Annotated in this window: 15 protein-coding genes and 1 pseudogene; 10 read left to right on the top strand and 6 right to left on the bottom strand. The window is 64.5% G+C overall.

Translation table 11 applies throughout. The annotated features are described in order from the left end of the window. The first annotated feature begins 483 nt into the window (after positions 1-483). On the top strand, positions 484-1764 hold the full coding sequence (locus ACCQ00_RS16505) for a dicarboxylate/amino acid:cation symporter (RefSeq protein WP_080948847.1): 1281 nt from the start codon (positions 484-486) through the stop codon (positions 1762-1764). Positions 1765-1989: 225 nt separating this feature from the next. After that, a complete protein-coding gene (gene tkt / locus ACCQ00_RS16500) occupies positions 1990-3990 on the top strand; it encodes a transketolase (RefSeq protein ID WP_039572075.1) in 2001 nt (666 codons plus the stop codon). An 86-nt stretch (positions 3991-4076) separates the two neighbouring features. Here tkt and ACCQ00_RS16495 read toward each other — a convergent pair whose 3' ends face one another. Further along, a complete protein-coding gene (locus ACCQ00_RS16495) occupies positions 4077-4580 on the bottom strand; it encodes a hypothetical protein (RefSeq protein ID WP_162292264.1) in 504 nt (167 codons plus the stop codon). Between the two features lie 70 nt (positions 4581-4650). Here ACCQ00_RS16495 and ACCQ00_RS16490 point away from each other — a divergent pair, with 70 nt between their 5' ends. Continuing rightward, on the top strand, positions 4651-4872 hold the full coding sequence (locus ACCQ00_RS16490; RefSeq protein WP_039572078.1) for a hypothetical protein: 222 nt from the start codon (positions 4651-4653) through the stop codon (positions 4870-4872). Between the two features lie 119 nt (positions 4873-4991). Then, the gene (gene fhuE / locus ACCQ00_RS16485) at positions 4992-7172 is read left to right on the top strand and encodes a ferric-rhodotorulic acid/ferric-coprogen receptor FhuE (protein WP_039583634.1); all 2181 of its coding nucleotides are present in this window, start codon (positions 4992-4994) and stop codon (positions 7170-7172) included. Between the two features lie 475 nt (positions 7173-7647). Here the strand turns inward: fhuE and ACCQ00_RS16480 are convergent, their stop codons facing one another. From ACCQ00_RS16480 to ACCQ00_RS16460, 5 genes are all read right to left on the bottom strand, one after another. Then, a complete protein-coding gene (locus ACCQ00_RS16480; RefSeq protein WP_039572085.1) occupies positions 7648-8364 on the bottom strand; it encodes a M23 family metallopeptidase in 717 nt (238 codons plus the stop codon). 2 nt (positions 8365-8366) lie between these two features. After that, a complete protein-coding gene (locus ACCQ00_RS16475) occupies positions 8367-9296 on the bottom strand; it encodes a L,D-transpeptidase family protein (protein WP_372354146.1) in 930 nt (309 codons plus the stop codon). Positions 9297-9681: 385 nt separating this feature from the next. After that, complete coding sequence (locus ACCQ00_RS16470; protein ID WP_039572091.1) at positions 9682-12396, bottom strand: TonB-dependent receptor; 2715 nt, start codon at positions 12394-12396, stop codon at positions 9682-9684. 116 nt (positions 12397-12512) lie between these two features. Beyond that, positions 12513-13688, bottom strand: coding sequence for a phosphatidylinositol-specific phospholipase C1-like protein (locus ACCQ00_RS16465; RefSeq protein ID WP_039583636.1), 1176 nt, complete (start codon positions 13686-13688; stop codon positions 12513-12515). Between the two features lie 134 nt (positions 13689-13822). After that, a complete protein-coding gene (locus ACCQ00_RS16460) occupies positions 13823-15781 on the bottom strand; it encodes an acetyl-CoA hydrolase/transferase C-terminal domain-containing protein (RefSeq protein WP_372353985.1) in 1959 nt (652 codons plus the stop codon). A gap of 175 nt (positions 15782-15956) precedes the next feature. Here ACCQ00_RS16460 and ACCQ00_RS16455 point away from each other — a divergent pair. The 6 genes and pseudogenes from ACCQ00_RS16455 to ACCQ00_RS16430 all read left to right on the top strand — a co-directional run bounded on the left by ACCQ00_RS16455 (position 15957) and on the right by ACCQ00_RS16430 (position 20973). Further along, a pseudogene (locus tag ACCQ00_RS16455) lies at positions 15957-16603 on the top strand (thermostable hemolysin). Then, positions 16600-18099 (top strand): AMP-binding protein, encoded by a 1500-nt coding sequence (locus ACCQ00_RS16450; protein ID WP_039571142.1) that lies wholly within the window; start codon positions 16600-16602, stop codon positions 18097-18099. The pseudogene ACCQ00_RS16455 and the gene ACCQ00_RS16450 overlap by 4 nt, the downstream one beginning before the upstream one ends. Further along, positions 18096-18770 carry an iron-containing redox enzyme family protein gene (locus tag ACCQ00_RS16445; protein ID WP_039571140.1) on the top strand — a complete coding sequence of 225 codons (675 nt, stop codon included), beginning with the start codon at positions 18096-18098 and terminating at the stop codon, positions 18768-18770. Before ACCQ00_RS16450 ends, ACCQ00_RS16445 begins: the two co-directional genes overlap by 4 nt. Continuing rightward, positions 18770-19609 carry an SDR family oxidoreductase gene (locus tag ACCQ00_RS16440; RefSeq protein WP_039571138.1) on the top strand — a complete coding sequence of 280 codons (840 nt, stop codon included), beginning with the start codon at positions 18770-18772 and terminating at the stop codon, positions 19607-19609. Before ACCQ00_RS16445 ends, ACCQ00_RS16440 begins: the two co-directional genes overlap by 1 nt. Continuing rightward, positions 19590-20252: a tetratricopeptide repeat protein gene (locus ACCQ00_RS16435; RefSeq protein ID WP_017156898.1), complete on the top strand. Its 663-nt coding sequence runs from the start codon at positions 19590-19592 to the stop codon at positions 20250-20252. The genes ACCQ00_RS16440 and ACCQ00_RS16435 overlap by 20 nt, the downstream gene beginning before the upstream one ends. Before the next feature lie 22 nt (positions 20253-20274). Beyond that, entirely contained in the window at positions 20275-20973 is a 699-nt protein-coding gene (locus ACCQ00_RS16430; protein WP_017156899.1) for a response regulator transcription factor, read from the top strand. Positions 20974-20985 lie beyond the last annotated feature (12 nt).

Genomic DNA, 20985 nt, shown 5'->3' with positions numbered 1-20985 from the left:
AGGGTCCCGCCACGGTGAGCGGGCAAGGACCAGTCGAGAGAGTCGGTAGTTGGTGCAGGCGCTGCATTACATGTTCCTGGTTCGCTAGCGCGCACGTGTTCTGCGAATTGCACCACCATGAGCGCTTAGCTACGAGTCGCTAAGCCTTTTACTAAGCGGCCTGACAGCGTGCTGGTGCGCTGTCTTGGCCGCATGGACGTGTTCACGGCGTGTCCGGCGAGCGGCGAGGGCACCGCGCACTCGATAGACCAGGCTGCGACCAATAGCATCGGATGTCACTGAGCGTCGCGACGACTCGAAATGCCGGCTGCACTGTCTTCGTCGCTAAAAAGCGAAGCCTCCAGCCAGCCGTAAAATGCTTGCTGCCTCCGACATCGAGAACCTCACCTCCCCGCAGCAGCTGCGCAGGAGCATCCCGGGTAGGTGGCCGCATCCATGGCGTTTGTTAAGCTCCGGTCTTTGTGTCCACCAAGGCCTGACCAGATGACAGCATCCCCAGCCACGCGCCGCCCGGGCCTGCCCCTGCATTGGAAGATGGGAATTGGCTTCGCCGTTGGCCTGTTGTTGGGCCTGGCTGTCTATTACCTGGCCGGCAGCGACGCTGAGTGGGTGCGCCTGGCGACCAAGTACGTCACCACGCCGTTTTCGCAGGTCTTCCTCAATCTGATCTTCATGCTGATCGTGCCGCTGCTGTTCTCGGCGCTGGTCATGGGGATTTCCGAGATGGGCGACATCCGCGCGCTCGGGCGGGTGGGGTGGCGCACCCTGGGCTATACCGTGGTGCTGTCCGGGGTGGCGGTGTTGCTGGGGCTGGTGCTGGTCAACGTGCTCAAGCCCGGCGCGGGCGTGGACCCGCAACTGGCCAGTCAGCTGATCCAGGAAAACGCCGAGCGCACCCGCGAGATTATTTCCAGCTCCGGCACCCAGCCGCAGGGCATGGACATGCTGTTGTCGATCGTGCCCAGCAACGTGATTGCCGCCGCGTCGAGCAATGGCGCGATTCTGTCGCTGATGTTTTTCGCGGTGATGTTCGGCGTGGGCATGGTGCTGACCGAAGACGAAAAGGTTGCCACGTTGCGGCGCGGCATCGAGGGGATCTTCGAAATCTCGATGACCTTGATCGGACTGGTGATCCGTCTGGCGCCATATGCGGTGGCGTGTTTCATGTTCAACCTGGCCGCGCTGTTCGGCTTCGATCTGCTGATTCGTCTGGGCGCCTACGTGGGCGTGGTGGTGCTGGCGCTGGGCCTGCACATGGTGGTCAGTTACGGCATTGCGGTGAAATTCGCCGGGCGCTCGCCGCTGGGCTTTTTCCGCCAGACCCAGGAAGCGACAGTGATGGCGTTCTCGACCGCTTCCAGCAACGCGACCCTGCCCACCGCTCTGCGCGTGGCCGATGAGATGGGCTTGCCGTCGCGGGTGTCGCGCTTCGTGCTGACCGTGGGCGCCACCGCCAACCAGAACGGCACCGCACTCTTCGAAGGCGTCACGGTGATCTTCCTGGCGCAGTTCTTCAACGTGGACCTGAGCTTGGGCCAGCAGTTCATGGTGATGCTGGTCTGCATCCTCGGCGGGATCGGCACGGCCGGCGTGCCCTCCGGCTCGCTACCGGTGGTGGCGCTGATCTGCGCGATGGTCGGGGTCAACCCGGTGGGGATCGGCATGATCCTGGGCGTCAACCACTTCCTGGACATGTGCCGCACGGCGCTGAACGTAACCGGGGATCTGGCGCTGACGACCTTGGTCGCCAAGGGCGAGGAATAGGGAATCGGGAATCGGGAATGGGTAAAGCGGGCTGTTGCGATCGGGACGTGCGATTGGGGGTCATGCCGTACCGCGGCAGCGGTGCGAGCGGCGTTAGCGACCAATTCGCAACGCTGCATCCGATTCCCGATTCCCAATTCGCGACCCCGATTCCCATAACGCTGTGTATGGGAGAATAGGCATCTCCGCTTCCAGCGGTGTTCCCCTCCGCTTCCATAGACGCCCATGACCCAGCCCACCCGCCGCCAGCTGGCCAACGCCATCCGTTTTCTTGCCGCAGACGCGGTCGAAGCCGCCAAGTCCGGTCACCCCGGCATGCCGATGGGCATGGCCGATATCGCAGAAGTGCTGTGGAACGACTTCTACCGGCACAACCCCAACAACCCGCAGTGGTTCAACCGCGACCGTTTCGTGCTGTCCAACGGGCATGGGTCGATGCTGCAGTACGCCTTGCTGCATCTGTCCGGCTACGACCTGCCGATCGAACAGCTCAAGCAGTTCCGCCAGCTGCACAGCAAGACCGCCGGTCACCCCGAGCGCAGCGAAACTCCCGGCGTGGAGACCACCACCGGCCCGCTCGGGCAGGGGTTTGCCAATGCGGTGGGCTTTGCGCTGGCCGAGAAGTTGCTGGCGCAGCGCTACAACCGCCCGGAACTGGAAATCGTCGATCACCGCACCTGGGTGTTCATGGGCGACGGCTGCCTGATGGAAGGCATTTCGCACGAAGCCGCATCGCTGGCCGGCACCTGGGGCCTGGGCAAGCTGGTGGCATTCTGGGACAACAACCAGATCTCCATCGACGGCAATACGGCCGGTTGGTTCAGCGACGACACCCCGGCGCGTTTCGAGGCCTATGGCTGGCACGTGATCCGCGATGTTGACGGGCATGATGCCGACAAGATCAAGGCCGCCATCGAGACAGCGCTGGAAAACACCGACAAGCCCACGCTGATCTGCTGCCGCACCAAGATCGGCTTCGGTGCGCCGACCAAGGCCGGCAAGGAATCCTCGCACGGCGCACCGCTGGGCAAGGACGAGCTGGAAGGCGCGCGCAAGGCACTGGAATGGCCGTATGGCCCGTTCGAGATTCCCGAAGAGATCTACGCCGGCTGGCGCGCCGGCGGCACCGGCACGCTGCGTCAGGCCGAATGGGAACAGCTGTTCGACAAGTATGCCAAGCAGTACGCCAGCGAAGCCGACGAGCTGACCCGTCGCTCGCACGGCGAGTTGCCGGCCGACTTCATCGCCAAGGCCGATGCCTACATCGCCAAGGCGCAGGAAGAAGGCCAGACCATTGCCTCGCGCAAGGCCTCGCAGCTGGCGATCGAAGCATTTGCGCCGCTGCTGCCGGAGTTGATCGGCGGCTCGGCCGACCTGGCGCATTCCAACCTGACCTTGTGGAAGGCCAGCAAGTCGGTCGCCACCGACGACCCGGACGCCAACTACGTGTATTACGGCGTGCGCGAGTTCGGCATGACCGCCATTGCCAATGGTCTGGCGCTGCATGGCGGGTTCATTCCCTTCGACGCCACCTTCCTGGTGTTCAGCGACTACGCACGCAACGGCGTGCGCATGAGCGCGTTGAACCCGGCGCATGCGATTCATGTGTATACGCACGACTCGATCGGCCTGGGCGAGGACGGCCCGACCCATCAGCCGGTGGAACACCTGGCCTCGCTGCGCTACATCCCCAACAACGATGTGTGGCGCCCGGGCGATGCGGTGGAATCGGCAGTGAGCTGGAAGGCGGCCATCACCCGCAAGGACGGCCCGAGCTGCCTGATCTTCAGCCGTCAGAACCTGCAGCATCAGCCGCGCAGCGCCGAGCAGATCAAGCTGATCGAACGCGGTGGCTACGTGCTGGCCGATGCCGAAGGCGGTACGCCGGACGTGATCCTGATCGCCACCGGCTCGGAAGTCGGCTTGGCAGTAGAAGCCAAGAAGACGCTGGATGCGTCCGGCCTGAAGACGCGCGTGGTGTCGATGCCGTCGACCGACGTGTTCGATCGTCAGGATGCGGCGTACCGCGAGTCGGTGCTGCCGAACGCCGTGCGCAAGCGCGTGGCGGTGGAAGCGGGCGTAACCGGCTTCTGGCGCAAGTACGTGGGCCTGGATGGCGATGTGGTCGGCATGGATACCTTCGGCGCCTCGGCACCGGCCGATCAGCTGTACGCGTACTTCAAGATCACCGCCGAACACGTGGTTGCGGCAGCCAAGGCGCTGTAACGGCTTGCGTGGTGCTTGAAAGAAAAAGCCGGCGAAAGCCGGCTTTTTTTGTTGGATCTCGTAAGCGATGCGCGGTAGGTCATCGTTCAACGGACGCCTTGCGTGTTCCAGTGCGCATCGTTGGCCAGCGCCGCTGCACGGATCCTGTTCAGCACGTTCAGCTGTGCGTCCATCATCGGCGGATGGGATCGTGTCCTGTGCGTGGCAGCAGGAGGCATTCCTTGCTCGGTGCAGCAAGAACCATCGAAATAGGCTGTGCTGATGTGCGCCGAAGTCCCCAGATCCTGTTCGCCCTGAATCAGATAGACCAGCATGGCGAACTGCGGCCCGAGTACGCGCAGGTCGATCTGCGGACTCATGCCGTCGCCTGCCAGCCCGACGAACTGCAGGAAGGAAGCGTCTTCCCCAGCCGCATCGGCTGCGCGGTAGTGGGGCGTGTCGTACTCCGCTGCGAAGGGGAACCAGTCTTCCGGTGGCGGGTCGGTATTCAGGGCTTCGTACTTGCGTGATGCGCCGCAGGATTCCGACGTTGCGTGGGTTGGTCCATTGCGGCGGGCCGATCTTCTCCGGCTTGCCGACCGCATCTGCATCGCTGGCTGCGCGGGGCTGGCTCAACGTCCTGACGTAGCTAAACGCCAGGACGTCCTGGTAATTGACCAGTTGCGCCGTGCCGACATCCGCGTGGAACAGGTTCGGATTTGCCTTGGCGATAGCGACCGCGACAGTGCGAAGCCCGACGGTCTGCCCACCAGGATGCGCTGGGGTTTGCCCAGCGGTGGCGAGGCATGGCGTGCGACCTCGCTGCCGTCCTGGGTCAGCCGCGGCATGGTCGGCGGCTCGCCGTCGGCAGATTGCTTGCCGCATGCCAATCCGGCTATTTAAAATGTGAATCATTCCCATTAAAATGGTGCGCTGCCACGCTTGCGTGGCGCGTCCTCCCCTTTGTTCGCCGTCCGGCCCTGCCGTGATGGATGCCCTCGACTGCCTGTGCCGGAGCTGTGATGAATCGTCCTACCGTAATGCGTCTCCTTCCCATTGCGCTGCGCCCGCGCGCGCTGTCGCATGCGGTGTTCGCCGCGCTGTGCACCTTGTCGGCAGGGCAGGCGTTGGCCGAAACGCCGGCCGGCGATGCGGAGGTCACCACGTTGGACCGGATGACCGTGCAGGGCGAGCAGGCCAAGGGCTACACGGTGGAAAAAACCTCCGCCGGGACGCGCATGAACCTGGCGCTGCGCGAGATTCCGCAATCGGTCACCGTGATCACCCGCGAGCGCATGGACGACCAGAACCTGCAGAGCATCACCGACGTGCTCAATAACGTCACGGGCATCTCCGCTTCGCAGAATGACAGCGAACGGTTGGACTTCTATGCGCGTGGTTTCTACATCGACAACTACCAATTCGATGGCATCCCGGCCTACATGGAGCAGGCGTGGAGCTACGGCGATTCCGCGCTGGACCTGGCGTTGTACGACCGCGTGGAAGTGGTGCGCGGTGCGACCGGTCTGCTGACCGGCTCGGGCAACCCGTCGGCCTCGATCAATCTGGTGCGCAAGCATGCAGTGAGCCGCGACTTCACCGGCGCCGTGTCGGTGGGCGGCGGCGACTTCAACAAGACCCGCAGCGTGGCCGATGTCACCGTGCCGCTGAGCCCTGAAGGTACCGTGCGCGCACGCGTGGTAGGCGTGTATCAGGACGGCGAATCGGACATGGATCGCTACAATCTGCGCAAGAAGATCGGCTCGGCGATCATCGATGCCGACCTCACCGAGAGCACGCTGTTGAGCGTGGGCTACGAGTACCAGAAGAAGGAATCGGACGATGTCACCTGGGGCGGCTTCCCGCTGTTCTACAGCGATGGCACGCGTACCGACTACAAGCGCTCGTTCAATCCGGCAGCCGACTGGACGTTCTGGGACACGCGTCTGCAGCGCACCTTCGCCAGCCTGCAGCAGAGCTTCGACAGCGGCTGGACCCTCAAGGCCAATGTGAGCCACGAAAAGACCGAAGCGACGAACCACCTGTTCTATCCGTACTACACGATCTTTGGTTTCGACCGCACCACCGGCGGTGGCGTGGTGCCGTATTCGGGCAATTACCAGACCGAGCGCAAGGCCGATGGCGCCGATGTCTATGCGGAAGGTCCGTTCCAGCTGTTCGGCCGCGAGCATCAGCTGGTGGCCGGCGCCAGCTACAACCGGCGCGAGTACGTCAATAACGGTACCTTCGACTTCCCCGCACCGCTGGACAGCTACCTGGGCTGGAACGGCGCGTACCCGGAGCCCAATTGGAGCCCGCGCACGGTACAGAGCGAAGGCACCGTCACGCAGAAAGCAGCCTACGTGGCTGCACGGTTCTCGCTGGCCGATCCGCTGACGTTGCTGGTGGGCGCGCGCTATACCGATTGGCAGATTGATGGCCGTAACGCGGCGACCCAGGGGCTTGTGCCGTTCTCCGACACCCAGACTGAAGTCACTCCATACGCCGGGCTGGTCTACGACATCGACGATGTCTGGTCGACCTACGTCAGCTACACCGAGATCTTCAATCCGCAGACCTTGCGCGATGCCGCTGGCGGCTACCTGGATCCGTTGAGTGGCAAGGGCTACGAAGCCGGCGTCAAGGCTGCCTGGTTCGATGATCAGCTCAATGCCTCGCTGGCCCTGTTCCGCATCGAGCAGGACAACCTGGGGGTGGCGACGAGCACCCTGGTGCCGGGTAGCAGCGATTTTGCCTACGTCGCTGCCAATGGCGTGGTCAGCGAAGGCTTCGATTTCGAACTCTCCGGCCGCCTGGCCCAGGGTTGGAACGCGACCTTGGGCGCCTCGCACTACACCGCACGCGACGACAGCGGTGCCTCGATCAACACGCAACTGCCGCGCACCACCATCAAGCTGTTCAGTAGCTACACCCCGCAGGGCGCGTGGAGCGATCTGACCGTCGGTGGTGGGGTCAACTGGCAGAACCGTTCGTACTATGTGGACCCTGTGTATGGCACTTTCCAGCAGAGCGCGTATGCACTGGTCAGCGCATTTGCGCGCTATCGCCTGTCGCCGCAGTTCTCGGTGCAGCTCAACATCGATAACTTGCTCGACAAGCGTTACTACGCGCAGTTCAACAATGGCTATGGCGCGTGGGGCGCATCGCGCAACGGCATGCTGACCTTCAACTACACGTTCTGACCTGAAGCGACATCGGGCGTTTGCAACGCTCGCTGCGATTGCGCTAGGGCACAGGCATCTTGCGAAAGGTGCCTGTGCTTTTTCGTATTCCGACTTTCAGCCGACTGCAGGAAATCGCGCTGTCGAACAGGCACGTTCGTCAGCCGCGCTGAGTGCGAGTGGGGCACGTCATGCATGGAGACATCGATTGTCTTGAGGTAGCTTGCCGCCTCATCGAGTCGACCGGCATGCGATGCCCTCAACATCAGCGCCGCACGTTTGCTGCGAAGTACACAATGCAAGGGGCTCGCTGTGCATGACTGCCGATCGGCGCAGCACGCTGCGCCGATGTACGTGCTGCTTATCGCAAAAGCGGCTGCAGACGCGGTCCCGCCACTTCTGCCCTCCAAACCTATGCAGGCGCGCACGCGTTGCGGCCGATGGCGGCGCTGAGCCACAGGCGCAGGCCCTAGCCAGACCCACTGGTGCGACTGCTTCACTGCAGGGATTGGTCCCCATGCAATACCGGATAGGGGTTGAGCGCCTCGCCTTTCCACCACTGTTTTTCCGGCCCCAGCCGATGGATCTCGAAGTGCAGATGCGGTGCGGCGGGATTGGCGTTGCCGGTGCTCCCGACATAGCCGATGACCTGGCCACGCTTGATCGATTGTTTCTCCGCCAGGCCGTCGGCATAGCGCTCCAGGTGCGCGTAGTAATAGCAGTATTTGCCGCCGGGCTCGAACTGGTAGACGGTCAGGCCACCCCGGTCGCTGGTGAATAGTTTCTCCACCGTGCCGTCGGCAACTGCCACAACCGGCGTGCCGGTGGGAGCGAGGATGTCGATGGCATCGTGCACGCGGCCTTCGCTGCGCGCATCGGTGAAGGTGTCCTGCAGCTGGCTGGCGCTGATGCCTTGTACCGGAATCAGCAAGCCGCTGCCCGGTGGGGCGGCGTCGGGCGACTGCGCCGGCGTGGTGGCGACCGGCATGCTGGCAGGCGCGACGTCGGCGACTGGCGCCGAGGCAACCATCGGTGCCGGCGCGGCCGGTTTTGAGGCCGCCACCGGCGCGGAAACCGCTGCGTTGCGGTCTGCTGCGATGGGGGCAGCGCCCGATGACGGCTCCACGTTTGCTTCCGGCGCGGTGCGTTCCAGCCACCAGTAGCCGGCCGCACCCAGTACAACGCCCACCACCAAGGTCATCAGCAGTTTCATGTTTATTCCTGCATCACCACCGGCACCGACGGGCCCACCACGCTGGCGAGGTTGACCACGTCCCAGTTGGTCAGGCGCACACAGCCGTGCGATTCGGTCTTGCCGACATGGCCGGGCTCCGGCGTGCCGTGCAAGCCGTAATGCGGTTTGGACAGATCGATCCAGACGCGGCCGACCGGATTGTTCGGACCCGCGGGCAAGGTAGCCTTCTGCTCACCCTTTTTCGCGTCCCAGAACAGCTTGGGGTTGTACTTGAACACCGGGTCGCGCGAGATGCCAAGGATTTTCCACCGGCCAATGGGCAGCGGATCATGCTTGCTGCCGGAAGACACCGGGAATTGCGCATAGACCTTGCCGTCGGCGTCGAATAGCCGCAGGGTCGAATCGGACTTGTCCACCACCAGCTTGGCCGGCTTGGCCAGCGGCGGCACGCCGTCGATGTTGGGTACTTGAATGACACTGCCGGCCTTGCTCAGATCCACGCCAGGATTGAGTTGGCGCAGCAGCGCCGGGTCTGCGTGGAAACGTTCGCCCAGGGCTTCATCGACGGAGGCGTAGCCAAGCGCAGTCAGCTTGGCCTGTTCGGCAGGCCCCTTGGGAATGGGCTGGAACGGGCCGGCAACATCGGCGTCGGTGAGCGTGTACTGCACCAGGGCCGGCGTGGTGTCGGCCTGCAGGGCTTGCCAGGTCGCGTCATCCAGCTCGCCGGTGACCTTGATGTTGTGGGCGGCCTGGAACCCGGACACTGCGCGCTTTTGATTGGAGCCGCGCTCGCCGTCGATCTGGCCCGGCGAAAAATGCGCGCGATCCAACAACACCTGCGCGTGCTGATCCGAGCGTGCGCCGGTCGGGACGACCTTGGCCGCAGGAGCGGCGGCCGATCCAGGCGCAGCGGCAGGCGCGGGCTGCTGCGCTTGCGCCAGCGCAGACAAGGAAGCGCCCAATGCAAGGGCAAGCAGGCAGACGCGAGCGTAGGAGCGTGGTGGCATGTGCAGGTCCGTAAGAGGCATGCGCGCACCTTGCCGCAGCTGCCTGCGTTTTCGGCGTGAAATCGCTGCACCGGTACTGACTGGGCAAGCGTGGCGATGCGGCATTGTTGTGGGCATTGCCGCCGCGCAATCGACTGACGCAGCCTACCCTCGTGATTGATCTCCACGTGCCGATACCGTTACCGGTACCGCGGCGCGATCATGCGGCCGTGCACTCGCCTATCGCGCGATCGCGCTGCGCCAGCCGCCAGATAGCACGTGGGGCAATCGCCGCAGCGGCGCACGTTCCGTTGAAAGATCGCCGCTGCAGCGTGCCCCCCATTGTCGATCAGTATGTGTAGCCCAAGGTCAGCATGTAGGTGCGCCCGGTTTGCACATAGGCACCGTCGGCGCCGGGATCGTAGGCCATGTAGCGCTTGGACTTGCCCTGCGTTTCGTAGAACGTGGCGGCATTGAGCAGGTTCTTTGCCGATACGCCGACATCGATATGGTGCGGCAAGTGATAGGTCGCGTTGAAATCCAGCGACTTCACCGGCTGCAGGTAGTAATTGAGGCGGTCGGTGGTGAGCCCCAGCAGTTGCAGGCCGGTGTAGTTGTAGCTCAGGTCCGTGCGCAGGTGCGTGTCGTCGTAGAACAGATCCAGGTTGTAGATGCGCTCCGGTGCGCGCGGCAGCCAGGTCGTTTCCGGCTGGTCGCTGCGTTTGCTATCTGCCTGGCTGTGCTGCAGCGTCAGGTTGGCGGTGACGCCGAAATTGCTCCAGAGACCGGGCAACTGCTGCAGCCGCTTGCTCGCTGCCAACTCCAGCCCATAGAGCTTTGCGGTGCCGCCATTCTGCGGCATGGTCACCGGCACGCCATTTTCGAAGGTGGTGCCGGTTGGCACCAGGCCACCCAGGGTGCTGTCGTTGCTGGTGGCCGATTGCGAGGTATAGATGAACCCATTGATGCGCTTGTAGTACGTCGAGGCGCTGAGCACGCCGCCCGCGTGGTCGTAGAACTCGGCAGACAGGTCGGCGTTGTAGGCGGTGCTGGCCTGCAGGTTGGGGTTGGGCTTGGAGATGCCGACCACTTTTTGCGTGTCGTCGATCGAATACACCGTCTCGCCGGAAATCAGCCCGAATGCCGGGCGGCTGAAACTGCGGCGCAACGATGCGCGATACACGGCGAGATCGTCCGGCCGATAGTTGACGCTGATGCCGGGCAAGACCTTGCCGTAGGTACTGCCGCTGCCGACGAAACTGCCGGTGCTGCCATCGCCGCTGGATTGCCAGGAGTCAGCCGAATACTGGGTCAGTTGGTAACGCACGCCGGGCAGGATGCTCACCTTGCCGAGATGCAGCGCGGCCATCGCATAACCCGAATAGATCGCCTCGGTGCTGGAGGTGGTGTTGGCGTTGTAGTCGTTGGCGGTATAGATGCCTGCGCCGTTCGGGTCGTCGACGTATTTGTAGGGCAGCGCCTGCGCACGCATCCAGCCGCGATCCAGCAGCTTGAACGGCCCTGCGTAATGACCATCGAATGCGTTGTACGTGATGCGGCCGGGAATCGCGCTCAGCGGCGGGCCGCCGGCGGTGGGAAAGGCGTAATTGGGTCCGCCAAAGTACGGGCCGTTGGTGACGAAGTTGCCATCCTTGTGGAAGAACGGGTGGTCATAGGCGTCGCGCGCGGAGTGATCGGCCGACAGGCCAAGTTTGACGCTGTCCAGTACAGCGCCATCGACCTGGTACGCAATGTCGGTATGCGCGTTGAAGCGGTTATCGTGGCTGCCGGCGTCGTGGCCCTGCACCTTCCACAACAGCGAAGAATCCAGGTTGTAGAAGAAGTCCTTCAACGCCGGCGAGCTTGGGCCGATGCTCGGGTAGGCCGGGTCGCTGAGGTCGAAGGCGAAGCTGCCCGGGGTGAACCCGTACAGGCTGGCGGATACGTAATCCGGCCGGCTGCGGGTGCCGCGGCCGAACGAGGTGCCGTAGTCGAAATGCAGGCGGTCGAGCGTGGTCTGCCCACCCAACTGCACCGTGGCCAGGGTCTCGTCGATATCGTGTGTATTGAAGTACCCGCCACGCACCGCCGTGGGCTGGTTGCGATAGGTCTCCAGGCGCGCACTGGACTGGTCCTGCGTGCCGGTGACGCCGTAACTGCCGTAGATGGCACGTGCATACAGCGCGCTGCTCTCGCCCTGCCAATCCAGCGACAGGTTGCCGCCATAGCGTTCGATCTGGCTGGCGTACACGCTGTATTTGTAGCGCGTGCTGATCAACGGGCCGACATCGCGCAAATCGGCGGCTGCGGCGAGCGCAGGGTCGGCGGGTACGTATTTGCTGTTGGGCGCCGGGGCCTGCGCCATGGTGTTGTTCTTGCCGTAATAGGCCGATGCGTAGATGCCGAAGGCATCGCCCTGCCCGAACTTCCAGGCCAGCTCTTGCTGGAACGTGCCGCCGCTGTCCTTGCCACCCAGGTGGTGGGCCAATGCGTTGAACTGACCTTGCGCGGTGCTCTTGGCATAGACGTCCTGGTCGAAATCGAATGCATTGGGGGTGCGCATATCGATCGCGCCGCCGATCGAATCGCCGGGCATGTCGGGCGTTGGCGATTTGGAGACCTGCACCGACTGGATGCCGAACGGTGCCAGCATGTTCAAGGAGATGGCGCGTGTGGAGGAGTCGGTTTCCGGCATGCCGAACCCGTTGAGCGTGTACGCGTTATAGCTGGCGTCCATGCCGCGGATGCTGACGTAGGCGTTCTCGCCGGTGGTCGCCTGGCCAAGATGCATGTCGCTGTAGGACGACAACCCCGGCATGTGCGCCACCACATCGGCAATGCCGCCGGAGGGGATTGCGTCGATCTGCTGCTTGCTCATCACGCTGTTGACGCTATTGGACAGGCGCTGTTCGTTGAGCGAGCCCGGCGCCGCGGCCTGGGTGGCTTGCACATTGACCGAGTCCAACGTGGTGGTGGTCATCTCTGCAGCGCATGCAAGCGATGGTGCGCAAAGCACCGCGGCAATGGCGCAGCTCAAGCGATGGAGGGGGCGGGAAAACTGCATCTTGGAGGCTCGCGTGATGGGGGAGGTGGGGCGCGCGCCCGGTCAGCGGGCACGGTCATGGATCGCCGACGCTTCCATTGCGACAGGGCTGATGTGTCGGGCCGCGTGCGCTGCCCTCAGTGGTGCAGGTCGATGCTGTCGCAGCCCACATCGGGTCGCTGCGGATTGCAACGCGCCACCGCGTCGCCCTCGAAGCGCACCACGTAGCCGTTATCGGCCGGCTCATTGATCGGGAAGTCGGTACTGAGCAACTGTGCGCCGCTGGCCAACATGGCGTCGCGCCGGGCAGTGTCGTTGTGCTGCGCTTCCTTCAAATCCGCATCGGTGCGTGTACGCACCAGGTAGCCGGCCTTGACCAGCTTGGTGATGTCATCGGCAGGGCCGTCGTTGCGCTCGACGAAGGCCGCATCGTCTTCGCCCGGCACCGCATTGGTGAAACACACCCGGCCGCGCAGCGACGGGTGGCCGGGCAGGTAACTGGCGCTGGCAGCGCGTTGGTCGAGCAGGAACACCACCTTGCCGCGTGCCTGGGCCAACGACGGCCAGCCATGCGCGAGCACGCCCGCGTTGAGCGTCGGCGCGCGGCCGCGTACCTGGTCGGGACTGATGTATTCGCCGGGTTTGAAGACCGAGCGCACTTCGGCATCCAGCGCGTCCATCGCCTTTGCATCGAAGGGTTCGGGTTGCACGGTGGGAAATGCCAACTGGATCGGCGCCTGCTTGGTTTCGAGCAGGATGAAGATGGGCACGTGGCCCGGGTGCTGCTTCGACCAGCTGCGGATTTCCTGCAGGCAGGCAATCAAGGGCTGGCAGTTGCTGCGTTGATCCAGATCCTGCACATGCATGACCTTGAAGCCGGGCCTGTCCATCACTCCGGTGGGCGCGCTCGCCGGTGCGGTCGGCAGCCCGGCCTTGGCGATCTGCGCGACGATGGCCGGGTGTGCGTAGCGCCCACCCTGTGCATCGGCGAAGACGTCCAGTTCGAGTTGGCGCACGCCATCGTCAAGTTGCTGCGTCAAGGCGGGATGGCGGTAATCCAGTGCGGCAAACAGGGCCGGGTCCAGTTGCTTCAACAACGCCGCTTCGCTGGGCGCAAAGCCGGCGTGGTAGCTGTTGTGGCTGCCGATGTACTGCAGGTCGGTCAGGCGCGGCGCGGCGTGCGCGACAAGACTGCTCAGCAATAACGCGGCGCAAATGGCGGTGCGCGGCGTCTTTCTTCGCTTTGCACGCAACAACTTCGTTTTGCGATTGATGCCTGACGTGACAGCAGTAAACGCGCGAAAAAGATGCATGCAGCACAGCCGGAAAGCGACGAGGTCGCCATCATCACGGCCCAGTTTGACGCATATCTTTCCGCTGTGTGTCCGTGATGCGTCAGTGCTTGCCGCGATGTGTTCGTGCCGGTGGCAAAGCGCGGCATTGTTTTTTATGAAGCGGCGGTCTGTCGCAAGGCATAGGTCAGCAGCCGGGCCTGCAGGCGATCGCCAAGGCTGTCTGGCGCATCCAGTGCCATGCGTTGCAGGCAGGCGATCTGGTTAGTATCCGACGCGTCGCGCGCGAGCAGTGCGCGGGTCACCGTGGCGATCTTTCCGCCAGTGCTGGCGGTTGCGCCTTTGAGCCAGCCCAATGCGGGCAGCAGGCGCTGTTCGATCTCCGTGAAGTCGCTGCCGAGGGGGTAGTCGGGCAAGCTGCCGTCGCGTCGAAATGGCGCCAGTGCCTGTTCCAGTGCCCGTGGTGTGTTGCGCTGCGCGCGTGGCGGCAATTCCGGCGCGGTACGCAGCTTGCGCGACCGTTCCGCCTGGACGAGCAATTCATCCTGGAAGCGGGAATCGCAGATGGCGGCCATTTCCAGCACGCAGTCCTGGTCGGTCTTGTGGCGCAGATCGGCGATGCCGTATTCGGTGATGTAGAGATCGCGTAGATGACGTGGAATGGTGGTGTGGCCGTAGTTCCAGCGCACGTTGCTGGCGGTGTGTGCACCAGCCTCGCGCGTGGCGCGCAGCATCAAGGCACTGCGTGCGTGGGGCAGCGCATGCGCCATCGCCACGAAGTTGTACTGCCCACCAACCCCGGACACGATGCGGCCATCTTCCAACCCGTCGGAGACTGCCGCACCCAGCGCGTTCGCCATCATGCAGGAGTTGAAGAAGCGTGCGTCCTTGCGTTTGAGCCGGCTTAATGTCTCGTTGCCGCCGTAGAGCTGGTTGATCTCGCTGATGCGGCGCATGCCGATCGCCGCACGTGTCGGCGCATCCAGATCGCGCAGCCATTGATAGAACGCAGGCGAACCGAGATAGAACGCGCCATGCAGGAACTCGCCTTCGGCAGCAAGACGCGCGTGGTCGGCGAAGTCGGCGCTTCCATCGGCAATGCGTTGCATCAGTGGCAGATCGTCGTGCACCTTGCGACGGATCACGCCGCTGTCCACCAGTTGCTTGAAGCCTTCGTTGAGCATCTCGCTGCAGCCGTACAGGCCGACGGCGAACGGCTCCAGGCCACCGCTGGCCTGCACGGCCGGGTGCTGTTCCAGTGCCGGATCCAGCGCATGCAGCACACGGCGGTAGGTCGCGTTGTCGGTATGCCGCAGCACCAATGCATGGCTCAGTGCATCGGCCAGCGTGCCGATGCCAATCTGCAAGGTGCCGCCGTCGCGCACCAGGGCGCTGGCATACAAGCCGATGGCATAGTCGACGCTGCTCACCGCTTGCCGCGGCAAGCCGAACAGCTGGGGGAACGGGCCTGGCACATCGATGATCAGATCGAAGAACGCCGCATCTACCGCTGCGGTGCCTCCCATCCATGGCAGTTGCGGATCGACTTCCGCCACCAGCATCGGGCGCGGCAGGCCGAGTGCCTGTACCGCATCCAGCGTGTCCTGGGTGATGTCGTTGTTGCACGACAACGATAGCCGCGTGCTGCCCGGTTCGCGCGCCACTTTTTGCACGATCAGGTTGGGCGCGCGTTGCGCCACCGCTGCGGCGGCATGCGTGTAGTTGAGGCTGGTGTAGTCGGCCTGGGCCTGGGTGGAATGCAATAGCCCGCCGGACTGCATGTAGAACTCTTCCACCTGCACATGCGCGGGCAATGCATCGCGCAGCATGGCGTCGACATAGGCAAGGCGAGGGAAATCCTCGCCGAAGTGACGCGCGATGAACGGTGCGGCAAAGCGCGCCTGGATCCCGGCACCCGGGCTGGGGGGATTGAGCGAGAGCGCCGTGTAGATTGCCAGTGGTCGCGCCGGCGTGTCCTTGAGCTCTGCGTAGAGCGCGTTCAACAGACTGTGCGGCTTGCCGATGCCCAGCGGCGCGCCCACGCGCAGCGGGCCGTCGATGCGTTGCAGGATGTGCGAAACCGCCGTGCTCAAATCACTGACATAGGTGCTCATGCGCGAAAGCGTAGCCGAAAGTGTTGTCGGGCAGGCACCGACAGCCTTCAGGCCAGGCCCGACACCGCGCAACGAATTGCTATTGCAGAAATTACAACTCGATAACACATGACTCATGGTCACTTAATCGAGCTGGCCCAGCATGCGCTGCATGATCACTTCCACAACTTCCAGGTTGTATTCCCGCCACGGCTTTGCCAGTGCCAGCCTGGTCGAGGCGGGGCACCCGCAGCGCCAGGAGGTGGAACGCTTTATCGCAGCGGTCTACCTGCGGCGCTACGGCGCGCAGCTGCGCAGCTTCCTGCCGCAACTACTGGTTTATCGCGATGCTGATGGCGCGCTGATGGCAGCCGTGGGCATGCGGATCGGCAGTGCTGGCGCGTTATTCGTGGAGCAGTACCTGGACGAACCTGCCGAGTCGGCCTGGCGGCCCGCATGGCTGCGCCGGTGTCGCGCTCTGGCTTGGCCGAAGTGGGCAACTTCGCGGCGATCAGCTCCGGCAGCGCACGCGCACTGATTCCGCAGATGACCCATGCGCTGCACAACGCCGGCGTGCGCTGGGTGTTGTTCGCCGCGACCCGTGGCCTGCGCAATACCTTCGACCGGCTGCAGCTTCGGCCGCTGGTGCTGGCGCCGGCCCTGCAATCGCGCCTTCGCGACGATGGCACCGACTGGGGCAGTTACTACGCCACGCATCCGCAGGTGGTATGCGGCGACGTGGCCGCCGGCCATGCCTTCTTGCTGGAGCGACGGGCGCTGCACCCGCAGTCCGCACGCCTGGGCGTCGAACCCACGCGTTACCTGATGGGAGTGAGCGCATGAATGCACGTTTCGCCCAGTTGCTCAGTGAGCCACCTGCGCAGGCACCGCGGGTGTTGAGCGCTACCGGCGCGCTGGACGCGCAGACGCTTGCCGATGCGGTCGCGCGGTTGGCCGCTGGCCTGCAGGCCGCGGGGTTGACGCGGGTGGCGAGCCGGCTCGACAACGGCCCGGACTGGTTGATCCTGGATCTGGCGCTCCGTCTGGTCGATGCCGTGCATGTGCCATTGCCGACGTTCTTCTCCGACGCCCAGGTAGTGCACGCGCTGACTACCAGTGGCGCGCAATGCGTGGTCACCGACGCGGCCGCTGCTGCGCCGCCCGGCACCAGCGGCCCGCTCCCGGCACTGCAGCACGATGGGCTGCGCTTGTGGCGGGTGGCCGTGGCCGTCGAGCGACCGACGTTGCCGGATGCAACGGCCTGCATCACCTATACCTCCGGCACCACCGGCCGCCCCAAGGGCGTGTGCCTGTCCGCTGACAGTTTGCTCACGGTGGCAGCGTCGCTGGTGGATGCCTCCGCTGCCATCGCCCCGCGTCGGCATCTGTGCCTGATGCCGTTGTCCACCTTGCTGGAAAATGTGGCCGGGCTATATGCGACCTTGTTGTCCGGTGCGCAGGTGGCGCTGCCGTCGCTGGCGCAGATCGGGTACACCGGTGCCAGCGGCCTGGATGTGCCGACGCTGCTGCGCTGCCTGCACCAGTATCAACCCGAGAGCGTCATCCTGGTGCCGCAGTTGTTGCTGGCCCTGGTCAGTGCTGCCGAACAAGGCGTGGCACTGCCGGCATCGCTGCGCTATATCGCCGTCGGTGGCGGGCACATCGGCCCCAGTTTGCTTGCGCGTGCCGCCGCATTGGGGCTGCCGGTGTTCGAGGGCTATGGCTTGACCGAATGCGGCTCGGTGGTCTGCCTCAACCGGCCGGGTGCGGCGCGTGCCGGCAGCGTCGGTCGGCCCTTGGCGCATGCGCAGGTGCAGATTGTCGATGGCGAAATTCAGGTCGATGGCGTGCAGGCACTCGGGTATCTGGGTGAGGACGCGCCACCGCCAGGGCCGGTGCGCACCGGCGATCTGGGGCACGTGGACCAGGACGGTTTCGTGCACATCACCGGGCGTCGCAAGCATGTCTTCATCACCGCTTTCGGCCGCAACGTCTCGCCCGAATGGGTGGAAAGCGAGCTGCTGCAGCACCCGTTGCTTGCACAGGCAGTGGTGTGGGGCGAGGCGCAGGCCGACAACGTCGCAGTGCTATGGCCGCGCCGGCCCGACAGCGACGACGCAGCGCTCGTCAAAGCACTGGCCGAGGTCAATGCCGGCTTGCCCGACTACGCACGGGTGGCGCGCTTCGTCCGCGCCGATGCACCTTTCAGCGCACGCGAAGGCCTGCTCACGGCCAACGGGCGCCCCCGCCGCGACGCGATCCTCGCGCGCTATCAATCTGCCGTCGATCGCAGCTATCTGTCGCCGGCCACCGTCATCTCTCAAGGAATTTCTCCATGACGTTTTATGCATCCCTGCTGGCGCAGACCCAGGCCGAACGCGAGCGCATGACCCAGGTGCCGATCATCCAGGCGGCCCTGGCTGGCAATATCGCGCGTGCCGACTACGTTGCGTTTCTCGGCCAGGCCTATCATCACGTGCGGCATACGGTGCCGTTGCTGATGGCCTGCGGTGCACGCCTGCCGGCGCGGCTGGAATGGCTGCGCGAAGCCATCGGCGAGTACATCGAGGAAGAGATGGGGCACCAGGAGTGGATCCTGGATGATCTTGTGGCGTGTGGGCAGGCGCGCGAAGCCACTGTGCTGGCCGGCCCGTCGCTGGCCACCGAGTTGTTGGTCAGCTACGCCTACGACACCATCCAGCGCGGCAACCCGGTCGGCTTCTTCGGCATGGTGCTGGTGTTGGAAGGCACCAGCGTGGCGTTGGCCACGCGTGCGGCCAATAGCATTGCGCAGTCGCTGGAATTGCCACGCAATGCCTTCAGCTATTTGTTGTCGCATGGCGATCTGGATATCGAACATGCCGGCTTCTTCGAGAAACTCATGAACCGGCTCGAGGACCCACTCGACCAGCAGGCGGTGGTGCATGCAGCCCAGCGTTTCTACGTGCTGTACGGCGATCTGTTTCGCACGCTGCGCAGTGACGGCGTGCGTCTGGCGGAGGCGGCGTAATGGATCTGCATGGCAGGTGCGTCATCGTGACCGGCGCCACTGGCGGCATCGGCAGCGTACTTTGCGCCGGCCTGGTGGAGGCGGGGGCAACCGTCGTCGCGGTGGGGCGAACAGAGCAGACGTTGCAGCGGCTGGCTGCCGCGCATGCGCCTGGGCGCGTCGTGCCGGTGGTCGCGGACCTGGCCAGCGACCCGGGCCGTGCCGTGTTGCTGACACGCACGCAGGAGATGCGCTCGGCACCGTCGGTGCTGGTGCTTGCGCATGCGCAAAGCCATTTCGGATTGCTGCAGGATCAAGACCCGGCGGCCTTGGCTGCCGTCGTGCATCTGAATCTCACCGTGCCGATGCTGCTGGTGCAGGCGTTGCTGCCGGCCTTCGCGCGTCAGCCGGAGGCAGCGATGGTGGCGGTGGGCTCCACCTTCGGCAGCATTGGATTTGCCGGTTTTGCCGGCTACAGCGCCAGCAAGTTCGGTCTGCGCGGTCTGTTCGAGGCACTGGCGCGCGAGCATGCCGGGACCAGCGTGCGTTTTCAGTATCTATCGCCGCGTGCCACGGCCACGACGTTCAATCCGGCGGCGGTGGATGCGCTCAATGCAGAGTTGGGGACGGCGGTGGATCGTGCCGAGGACGTGGCCGCAGCGCTCTTGCAATCGATCGTGCGCGGCGATGCACGGCGTCAGTTGGGATGGCCGGAAAAGCTATTCGCCCGGCTCAACGGGCTGCTGCCCGAACTGGTGGATCGCGCCTTGCACAAACAGCTTCACCTCATCCGTCGCCATGCGCGACCCAGCGGCACTGCCGCCAACCAGGAGTTTTCGCATGAACCGCAGTTGCCGTAAGTCGCGCATCGTCACTGCGCTGGGCTTGTGCATGATCGCCGGTGCCGGCTGGGCGGCAGGCCTGTCGCCACAGGTGGCGCAGCTGCAGGACCGCTGGGCGGCGATCACCTATCAACTGCCAAAACCGCAGCGGGTCGCCGCGTTGGAGGCGCTGGCACAGCAAGCCGATCAGGTGCGCCATGCCCTGCCAGAGGATGCAGATGCATTGATCTGGGACGGCATCGTGCGCTCCAGTCTTGCGGGAGAAAAAGGCGGCCTGGGTGCCCTGGCGCAGGTCAAGCTCGCGCGCACGGATTTCGAACAGGCCATCAAGCGTGCACCGCGTGCGCTCGACGGCGCGGCCTACACCAGTCTGGGCGCGTTGTATTACCAGGTGCCTGGTTGGCCGATCGGCTTCGGTGACGATGCCAAGGCACGCACCTTGCTCTATCAGGGCTTGGCGATCGACCCTGACGGACTGGACAGCAACTACTTCGTCGGCGACTTCCTGCGCGACCAGAAGGACTGGGCTGGCGCGGAGAAGGCCTTCGAGAAGGCCGCGGCCGCGGCGCCGCGCCCCGGCCGGCAAGTTGCCGACGCCGGCCGCCGCAAGGAACTGGCCGCCAAGCTGGCAGATGTGCGGGCGCAGCTTGCCAAGCACTGAGCGGGCTTACAGACTGCACTGCATGCGCATTCTGCTGGTTGAAGACGATCTTTCACTGGGCGAGGGCATTCGCACCGCGCTGCGGCGTGCCGCCTATGCAGTGGACTGGGTGCATGACGGCGTCAGTGCGTTGATGGCCTTGCAGGAAGAGACCATGGATCTGGTCATCCTGGATTTGGGCTTGCCGCGCATGGATGGCATCGAGGTCATTCGCACCGCACGCGCCCGTGCGGTGGACACGCCGATCCTGGTGCTCAGCGCACGCGAGCGTGCAGCCGACCGCGCGTTGGGCCTGGATGTCGGTGCAGACGATTATCTGGGCAAGCCCTTCGACACCAATGAACTGCTGGCGCGCACGCGTGCCTTGCTGCGCCGCTCGGCCGGGCGCGCGCAGCCGGCATTGCAGGCCGGCGCATTGCGGCTGGATCCGGCCGGCATGTCGGTGCGCTGGCACGGCCGGGATCTGGACCTGACCCGTCGCGAGTTCGCACTGTTGTGGCTGTTGATGGAGCAGCGTGGCCGGCCCATCGGTCGCGAACGCATCCAGCAGCATCTCTATGGCTGGGACGAAGACGTCGCCAGCAATGCGGTGGACGTGCATGTGCACCAGCTGCGTCGCAAGCTGTCGGCAGCCGTGATCCGCACCGTTCGCGGTATTGGCTACGCGCTGGACGAGCAGGCCGCAGAGGCGGCCGCGGCCCCGCCGCAGGCACCGCAATGAATTCGATTCGGC

Origin of the sequence: Xanthomonas sp. NCPPB 3761, assembly GCF_041475705.2 — a bacterium.
In the GTDB taxonomy this organism is placed as follows: domain Bacteria; phylum Pseudomonadota; class Gammaproteobacteria; order Xanthomonadales; family Xanthomonadaceae; genus Xanthomonas; species Xanthomonas phaseoli.
This window is presented reverse-complemented; position numbering and strand designations above follow the sequence as displayed.